At 59.4% G+C, this 8,511-nt stretch carries 4 protein-coding genes and 6 pseudogenes; 7 read left to right on the plus strand and 3 right to left on the minus strand.

What is annotated here, in order from left to right:
- The 6 genes and pseudogenes from IC66_RS46925 to IC66_RS47930 all read left to right on the plus strand — a co-directional run.
- Positions 1-98 (plus strand): annotated as a pseudogene (locus IC66_RS46925) (IS6 family transposase); the annotation flags it as partial.
- Between the two features lie 258 nt (positions 99-356).
- Positions 357-814, plus strand: a pseudogene (locus IC66_RS0141420) (SbmA/BacA-like family transporter).
- Between the two features lie 117 nt (positions 815-931).
- Positions 932-1,081 (plus strand): annotated as a pseudogene (locus IC66_RS49360) (IS701 family transposase); the annotation flags it as partial.
- A pseudogene (locus tag IC66_RS44685) lies at positions 1,041-1,612 on the plus strand (IS66 family transposase); the annotation flags it as partial. The pseudogenes IC66_RS49360 and IC66_RS44685, both read left to right, overlap by 41 nt.
- Positions 1,613-2,029: 417 nt before the next feature.
- Positions 2,030-3,775 carry a T3SS effector NEL-type E3 ubiquitin ligase NopM gene (gene nopM / locus IC66_RS0141440; RefSeq protein WP_038951320.1) on the plus strand — a complete coding sequence of 582 codons (1,746 nt, stop codon included), beginning with the start codon at positions 2,030-2,032 and terminating at the stop codon, positions 3,773-3,775.
- A 56-nt stretch (positions 3,776-3,831) separates the two neighbouring features.
- Positions 3,832-4,002, plus strand: coding sequence for a hypothetical protein (locus IC66_RS47930; protein ID WP_014497858.1), 171 nt, complete (start codon positions 3,832-3,834; stop codon positions 4,000-4,002).
- Positions 4,003-4,171: 169 nt separating this feature from the next.
- Here the strand turns inward: IC66_RS47930 and IC66_RS46935 are convergent.
- The 3 genes and pseudogenes from IC66_RS46935 to IC66_RS44700 all read right to left on the minus strand — a co-directional run.
- Positions 4,172-4,418: pseudogene (locus tag IC66_RS46935) on the minus strand (IS6 family transposase); the annotation flags it as partial.
- Between the two features lie 286 nt (positions 4,419-4,704).
- Complete coding sequence (locus IC66_RS44690; RefSeq protein WP_063701405.1) at positions 4,705-5,292, minus strand: GNAT family N-acetyltransferase; 588 nt, start codon at positions 5,290-5,292, stop codon at positions 4,705-4,707.
- A gap of 249 nt (positions 5,293-5,541) precedes the next feature.
- Positions 5,542-6,366: pseudogene (locus IC66_RS44700) on the minus strand (IS6 family transposase).
- 247 nt (positions 6,367-6,613) lie between these two features.
- Between IC66_RS44700 and IC66_RS0141465 the strand changes: the two are divergent.
- Positions 6,614-6,874: a hypothetical protein gene (locus tag IC66_RS0141465; protein WP_011084713.1), complete on the plus strand. Its 261-nt coding sequence runs from the start codon at positions 6,614-6,616 to the stop codon at positions 6,872-6,874.
- Positions 6,875-8,511: the final 1,637 nt, after the last annotated feature.

Raw genomic sequence — 8,511 nt, forward strand, 5'->3', positions numbered from 1 at the left:
GCTTCGCGCGAGCGAGCCTTTGCGACTTGGCGCGAAATCTCCGCGACAAGCCGAATCTCGAACTGAGAAGCGCCTCCTTCGGCTCGGCGGTCGATTAAGTTGACGATGCCCGACGGTCTCCTGTAATCCAAGAGGCCACAGATGCTCGGACCTCTCGTTTTTCCCCCGACCCAAGCTGTTCTTTCTCTCGGCGATCGTTTGGACCGCACTGACGATGCTGGTCTGGTATGGCTTCGCGAGCAATCTGTTCGAAGCGCCGCAAAAGGCAGGTCGGGTTGGCGACGTTCTCGTCGGCGCCGGCTCTCTGGTTCGACCTCTATTTCGCCGCGTGCGCCGCGATATTTGCGGCTGGCTGGATGTTGGTTGCGCCGCACCCCTGGGCGACGTGGTCGATTCTTGGCTCCGCGCTAATACTGTTCACCTCCTACTTTCAGGTCCAGGTCAGCGTCGCCATCAACAGCTGGTATGGGCCATTCTATGACCTTGTCCAGGCCGCGCTTTCGAAATCGGCGCAAGTGATGGTCCAGCAGTTCTACAGCGAGTTGTCGACTTTTGCCGGCATTGCTCTTGTTGCGGTCGTGTCGGTGTGATGACGCGTTTCTTCGTCAGTCACTACATCTTCCGCTGGCGGACGGCGATGAACGATATCTATGTTGCAAGCTGGCCGCGGCTGCGCGCCATCGAAGGCGCCTCGCAGCGCGTTCAGCAGGACCCCATGCGCTTTGCGAGCGGTCGGATATTCCTTCCAGGCTGCGTTCCGCCACCGCTTCCGCGGCGCGACCAGAGCCTTCGGATGATCCAGCCATCCAGCTGATGGAAGGTATCCCTCCATTGAGGCCGCCTTGTTTGACGGACGCGAGCGCTGCAGGTCCTAGGGGTAATCCTAGCATTACAGTTGCCTTTTTAGGAGATGTCTGAATCTATGGACACCATGATTCGGAGGTCGTGGACGCCAGCAGCGTCGATCGAGGAGACGCTTGCGTTGTGGGCGGCGTCGCTTCCAGAGATCAAGAAATGGATACGTCCGTTGTTCACGCAAGAGAGATGGCGTCACCTTGGCGGGCTGCTGGTCACACAGCCGGCGCAAGTTCTATGAGCTGCATGTTGCAGGAAGCTTGAAAGTTGCAACGGCGACGGTCGAGCGGATGGCGAAGCTCTGGCAGGTCGAGAAGACCATACGCGGTCAAAGCCCCGACGTAGGCGTTGCCGCGCGCCAGCAAGCCTCCACAGCGGTCGTCGCAGATCTCTTCGATCTCTGGCAGCAGACATTGCGGCGGATTTCCGGAAAATCAAAACTGGCTGAGGCAATCCGCTATGCCGTCTCGCGCCGTGCCATCTTCGAACGCTTCCAGACTGATGGTTCGCATCGAGCTCGACTCCAACATCGTTGAACGCGCCATCTGACCACAAACAATTACGAGAAAGAATAGCCTCTTTGCCGGTAGCGACGGCGGCGGACGAACCTGGGCGAACCATCGCAACACTGCTGCAGACAGCAAAGATGAATAACGTCGATCCGTGCGCCTGGCTCAGCCTAACGCCTCAGCGTATCGCCAACGGCTGGCCGAGCGGCGAAATCGACGCGCTTATGCCATGGAACCACGCCGCCTGACGGCCGCAGCTTGCCGCTTACCCTTCGACCGAGTACGTGGCAACGAAGAGTGGCAGACGCTCCGAACGCGTAAGCGCTGGCGGTGCCCATGCCAAGGCAATGGGGGCCAAGCTGGTCTTTGCGAAGCTTGACCGGTTCAACCTCAAACCGGGCTTGCTTCGGTCACCGCTGGCAACCGGCGACCCGGGGTTCTGCAGCGACATTCGTCAGCTTATCGACAGGTAGGCCTGCTAAGGGCAGAACGCTGCCACGTTGACGGCCCTCCGGGACTTATCTGGTCAACGAAATGGCAGGAAGCCTCGCAGCAGTATCGATCCATTTGCGCGTTTGGGCTCGTGTGAACAATGATCATGACACCCGGCCTGCTTCGCGACCTTGAGGAGCGGGGGTATTCTTGTTTTGGCGATGGAGATATTGATGAACACAGGACAGGCTCAGTGGAGTGCAGGTTCTTCCTCGGCCGCTTCTGAAGAGGGGGAGCAGGAAAGTTACCTCAGCGGCTTCAGCCGAGCCGTGGCGGATTTGCTCGAAGCCATGACAGGATATCGGACCCCGGCCTCCGCGCGCGCGCAGTTGCTGGACAACTGGGCGGCCGAAGAGGGGCAGGGCGAAGCCGAGAATCGGCGACAGGGACGCGCACGAATTAGGGGGGCGGACAACACTGGCTCGCACTCGCTGGATTTGTCCTCCCTCTCCCTGACCGCTTTGCCCGCCGCCCTGCCGCCAAGATTGCTGGAACTGCGCGCCAGGCACAACGAGCTAAGCAGCCTGCCCGCTAGCTTCCCACCCGGTCTTCAGCATCTTCTCATTAGCCATAACCGGTTGATTAGTTTGCCGGACGCTCTCCCGGCGACCCTCTCTCGGCTGGAGGTGGCCGATAACAGCTTGACCAGTCTGCCGGCCAACCTTCCGGCTGGGCTCGAGATCCTGAACGCAAGCGACAACCGACTAACTAGCCTGCCGGACGCTCTCCCGAGCAGGCTCACCTCGCTCGCGGTTAGTGGCAATCAGCTGACCGACCTCCCCGACTACCTCCCATCGGGGCTCATTGAACTCGATGTCAGCAGCAATCAATTGGCCGACCTCCCCGCCCCCCTTCCGAGCACCCTCCAATCGCTCAATCTCAGCGGTAACCGGCTGACCAGCCTGCCTGAGGATCTTCTTGAGGGGGGTGTACCGAATCTTAGTCTCAGCTACCCGCATTTGGAGAACCTCGAGTTCGGGGATAACCCGCTGCCGGACGACGTCCTCGCTAATCTGGCGACGGCTGAAGCGCCACCGCAGCTTGCGCAGCAATCTCTATATGAGGCTGCCGCGCAATGGCTCGCAGACGACCCGGCGACGCTGGCCAAATGGCAGCACTTTGCGGATGAGCCAGGCGCCCAGGACTACGCGCAGTTCCTGGAGAGGCTACGAGAGACCGTGAACTACGGCAATGACGAGTTTCGGCAGGCAGTGGCTGATGATCTGCAGCAGGCGGCCGCCAATCCGACATTGCGCGAGCAGTTCTTTGCGCAGGCGTCCGAGGCCAACGCGAGCTGCGAGGATCGTGTCACCTTGCACTGGAATGGTATGCAGACCGCGCGCCTCAACGCTGACGTCGAGGACGGGGTATATGACGATCGGCTTGGCGATCTGATCCAGCGCGGCCGTGTCGCCTTCCGCTTGGAGGCGTTGGACGAGATCGCGCGCGACAGGATCAACTCGCTCGCCAGCGGCAACCCGAACGTAGACGACATCGAAGTCTACCTGGCCTATCAACATCGGCTGCGCGAGCCGCTGGAGCTCAGTCACGTCGCCCCTGACATGCGCTTCCTGGCGGTCTCTCACGTAAGCGAGGATGATGCGACGGAGGCGCTCGACCTGGTCCGGGAGCGGGAAGCAAGCCAGTTCACCGACTTCATGGCAAGCCGCTGGCACCCCTGGGAGACGGTGCTGAGGCGCATCGCTCCAGACGAACATGCAGCGATGCAAGACCGGCTCGTCGAAGCCATGGGCGAAGAGTTCCAAAGCCGTCTGGATCAGCGACTGGCCGAACATGGTCTGGTGGGCGACGTCGATGCCGAGCGGGTGCTCGGAGCCCAAGTCCGAAACCAAATCGCAGGCGAGATCAAAGGCGAGGTCATGCACCGGCTGCTCGCAGAGCGCGGCCTAGAACAATAAGACTTCCCAACAGTCCCGCGGGGATATTCTTCGTTGCTCTGTGGCGCTGCCTCAAGATGGATCCTGCAATCGACATCATCTTTGAGCTGACGATTGCCGATTGGCGCTCGAGCGAGGAGGCTGAGGCGCTGCCCGTTGAGGCAGCACGCATCTACCGCCGTGAAGATCGCACGGTGCGCGGCAGCATGAAATGGTCGGCGCGCAGCCTCATTGCCGATTCCTTGTAAGACGGGATGCCCGGCCTTCTACCGGGCTGCGGAATGCTCCGCCGGAATTCTGTCGTGACCGCGCGCCGCCTTTGCTTCGTACTCGTCCTCGGGCGAGCGAAATCGACGCGTCAACAACCGGCTTTGATCATCGCGATTGTCGCGGTCGGTCAAGTGCATGCTCTCAGTCGTTTGAACGAGCGGGAGCGCGCGAGCGGATCCATCGGAGAACGCATTGCCGAAGTTTTCGTCCTACTGGCGCACGATTTCATAGGTCACGCCAATGCCACGCGCCGCCAGCACTTCAGCACGTCCTCGACCATGCGCAAGCTTGAGAGGAAGCCGGAATACAACCAAGCGGCATAGCTGATTACTTCCGGTGGGAAGCGATGGCGGCGATAAAGAGGGGTCCGGGCGGTCGGCGTGCTGGTCCTCACCACCCCCTCGGCGGCTCCAATTCGTTAACTTAACGCCATCCAGAGTCTTCCGAAGCCGTCGACCAGATGTGTCTCGATCAGTCTGCTGTCTTCCTCATTTAGACGGCCCGGCTTGTCGAACAGCGTCAGCGGAATGGTAGCTTCCCGACATCATGGAGCATCGCCGCGAGCCCGAGTCGCCCCAATACTTGCTGGCGAAATAATCAGCGCCGCCGCAGACAATACGTAAGCAGTGCTGAAAGGTGGCCCTCGTGAGCCAATGCGAACACAGGCTTTGAATTTCGCTTTATTTGGCTGCTCGCAACATTGGCGTGAGCGGCGGCGAAGAACCATGTTGTATTTTGCCAATGACCTCGAAGCCGTGGCTTTGATAAAAGGGGATGTGATCGGGATTCGAGCTTTCCAGATAGGCGCTAATGCCCTGCTCATCGCATCGTTGAAGAGCGTATTTCATCAACAATGTGCCAAGTCCTTGTCCGACCCAGTTCGGATCGGCCGCGATGAGAGGCAGGTACCAATGCGGCTCGGACGGATGATGTTCGGCCATTTCCTGCCGCAGGAGCGCCATATCTTCGGTGATCGCCGGGTTCAGGGACAGCGCCATTATTTCGTCTAACGCGGACTCGTCTTGCTGCACGCCAGGCGGCAGCCACAGGGCTGCGGCGCGGATCCCTTCCGTGACGTATGCTGTGCCGTGCTCGAATGCTGGTCCACCAGAGGCGTTAACGAACCGAGGCATGCTCCGAAGATATTGGCTTGCGTCAGGCCAACTCCACCGCATCAATGGATCGGCGGCAAAGCCGAGCACAATTGTCCAGACGGTGCTTGTTCGAATGTTTGCATTCGCACATTTGATATCCGACTCCGCCGGCATAATGTGGGTTCCAAATTTTCTGTCTACCTGTCAGAGTTACGTGGCACGACATAAAGAAGACGTGGCCGATCACCAGATTCCTGATATCGACCGGCTGCACCTGGGTTCTGCCCGCTGATGGTCATGTTCCGTAACGACTCAGAATAGATCCATCGCCCGGCACCGGCTCGCCGTGCTCAGCTTCCGGAGCGCTTTTTCATCACTGCAATCCCTGTGCCATACTGAATGTCGAGCGACGGCATCGTCAACTTAACCGACCGCTGAGCTGAAGGAGGCGCTTCTCAAAGGTTCGAGATTCGGCGATAGCGCTTGTCATGGAGATCTCGCGCCAAGTCGCAAAGGCTCGCTCGTGCCAAGCACGACGGAAGTCGGCAGTCAGGGCTCCGGGATAGGGGATGTGGAAAAGGTTCGAGACCTGATCGTGAACTGACAGAAATCGGTGGGCCTGGAGGAGTTGAAACGCATCATGATCCGCTCGCGTCGTCGCGTCGGCTGATGAGAATTCTCGGCCCGATTGTTGAGAACTTTGTGCTGGCGATGTTCGACCCAAAGGCCCGTCTTTGCCCTCGCAGCGCCGTACGAACGAAGCTTGTCCGTGATCATCACGCGCGGCGGCGTGCCGGCGGATTTCAAGAGCTTCTTCCTGAGCCGCTGCGCAGCGCGCGAGTCTCTTCCGCGCTGGATCAAGACGTCGAGAACGAAGCCATTCTGGTCGACAGCGCGCCAGAGCTAATGTTGTTCGCCCGCGATCGAGATAACGGTCTCGTCCAGATGCCATTTGTCACCGCGAGCGGGAGCGCGCTCGCGGACCGATCGGAGAACGCCTTGCCGAATTTCGGTCCCCACTGGCGCACGGCTTCATAGGTCAACAGTGCCACGCGCCTCCAGCATTTCCTCGACTATGCGCAAGCTTAAGGGAAACGGGAACTACAACCAAACGGCATATTGACGCCGCCCCGGTGGGCTGCGCCGACAGACTTTCAGCGGTTGCGCAAAAGTACGGTGCACTGCGTGAGCGGGCTGGTGAGCTCGAAATGACGCTGCAACGGAGCCGGACGGCGCGGTCGCGGCCATCTCGTTTGAGCATTCACGGTCGCAAATCGACGCAGAGCGCGGCCCAACCCAAACAACGTCGACTGGTAGAGAAGCGTTCGCCTGAGCTGAACTTCTTGACGGTGGGGCGACCGCGAGTCACCGGACCCGGATTAACGAAGGTCGTCGAACGGCCCACGAAACCCTCGCCAAGGCGTGGGAGGCGAAATCCGCTGCTGCTGGCGCGTTCCAGTCGGCGAGCGCTCGCTGCGAGGAAGCTGCCGCGGGAATGGAGGCCGCGAAGAATCGCCGCGCTTCAGCCGAAGGGGCCTTCAATATGGCCTGTCAGGATATCGCCCGGTCGCAGGGGCAGGTGTTCCCGCTGATTGCCACCGACCCGGCTGTGTCCAGAGCGCTACGAACACGAACTCAAGAGCTCGACCGAACCGTAAATGATACGGACGCCGCCGTCCTGATGCGTCGGGACGACCTGGAGAGATCGCTGGAAGGGCTGACGCGGAGGCATCGACTGACGCCGTTGCAACCCTGACAACGGAAATCGATGCTCAACGAGCTGCCGATTGGCGTGATGCATGTCCCGGGCGCGGGAATTCAGGACAATCTGGGCGACAAGGCGAAGAAGCTCGGCATCCCGGTCTGAAAATTCGGCGGCGCGTGAGCGCCGCAAATTTCTACTACCCGACTTGAGCGACGAAATCGCGCAACTTTCGCTCCGCTTCCTCCGCCGCCTTCTCTACGGCAGGAAAGATCGTGGCCCACACCTCAGCCAACTCCGGAAACTCCATTCGCGCCTCGGCCGGGTTTCAGCGGTAGGGAAATTTGTCGTACCACGTCACTCTTTCGACGCTTGAGGGTCAGAAGCGCTACGCTTCCGCTTTTCAGTTCAACAGCAGCAGCTGTGAGCGCCAGAACCTCTGAGACACGGCCGCCACTTTGCAATAGCACCGTATAGGAAAGTCGGCGTGCAGGATCGAACCCTTGTGCCGCGCGACGGAAGCGACGGCGCTCCGGTAGTGTCAGGTATTGTCGAATACCCGATGTCGAAAAATAGAGCGAGCTCTCCGCACAAGGGAGCCGGGGGGCTCGCGGTCGAGCGGACGATTGATTTCACAGATGGTAGATGGACTGCCGCTGTCCTTAAATGAGGAGGGGAAATGTCGCGTCCCGTATTCGTCGTAGGATTGATTGCAGTCTGCTCCTTCTTTCTTTGCCACCATAGACCGCAGCACAGGGACAGCTGTGCGATCCGTGCCTACGCTCAGGTGAGAAATGCTGCGGTCTGCAGCCGTCTGGTTCGGCGCGCGTTCAATGTAGCGTCGGTTATGGATACGAGCGCACCGGCGCCGAACGTCGCTGTCGCCAGAACCAGCGGAAGTGTTCTCGCCACTGACAGAGCGACAATACACTCCTGACGTGGTGCCTTGGAAAAAGATGCCCCATGAAAATGGGAGCGCAGTCCCCTGCGCTCCGGTCGTTCTTACCATATACGGAAACGGTCACGCTGCCCGTTGCATCACAGCTGTAGCTCTGATCATCGCTAAAGTTCTGATGACAATATTTGGACTATGGACCGGGATGCCACCCCTTCTTGCGCAGCGTGTTGTCAGAACTTTAACAGAGTCGATTGTCAGCTCTGAAACAATGTCTGACTTCCGACGCTACAAACATTCGTAGAAGACGCAGAGCAGCTGCGATTTTCATCGACACGTCCCTTGCTTGGTTCGCGGACGAACATCTCGGATCGCTTTTCCAGGGGGGGGTGCTGAAGGTTGCCTTCTCGCGTGTCGCCACGAGCGCCGTGGTCGTCAGCTTACTCTGAGGCAACATGAAACTAGGCTTCAAGCAATAAGGTCGCGTTGGCTTGGCGTCTCCGCCCTCAGCGGTCGGACTTATCAGACGTGATGCCGACGGCCATTTGTTCTTAGGACATCGAGATTGTCGATCTGCTCAGCAAGGGGTTTATACCCGGACGTCGTTTGGCGAACGCAAGTGACAAGCGTCCGCAAACAACAGGGGCCTTTGGCATGAATGTGGCATCAGGGCTCAGTGCAGGGCGGACATCGGTTAGCACGTGATGCCCCATAACATCGGGGTGAAGGAACTTCTGATGAGGGCCGTATCGATTGAGTTCACTAGTACCCACTTTTCTTGGAACGTGAGTCGTGA

Origin of the sequence: Bradyrhizobium genomosp. III (genome assembly GCF_000261705.1) — a bacterium.
GTDB lineage: Bacteria > Pseudomonadota > Alphaproteobacteria > Rhizobiales > Xanthobacteraceae > Bradyrhizobium > Bradyrhizobium ottawaense.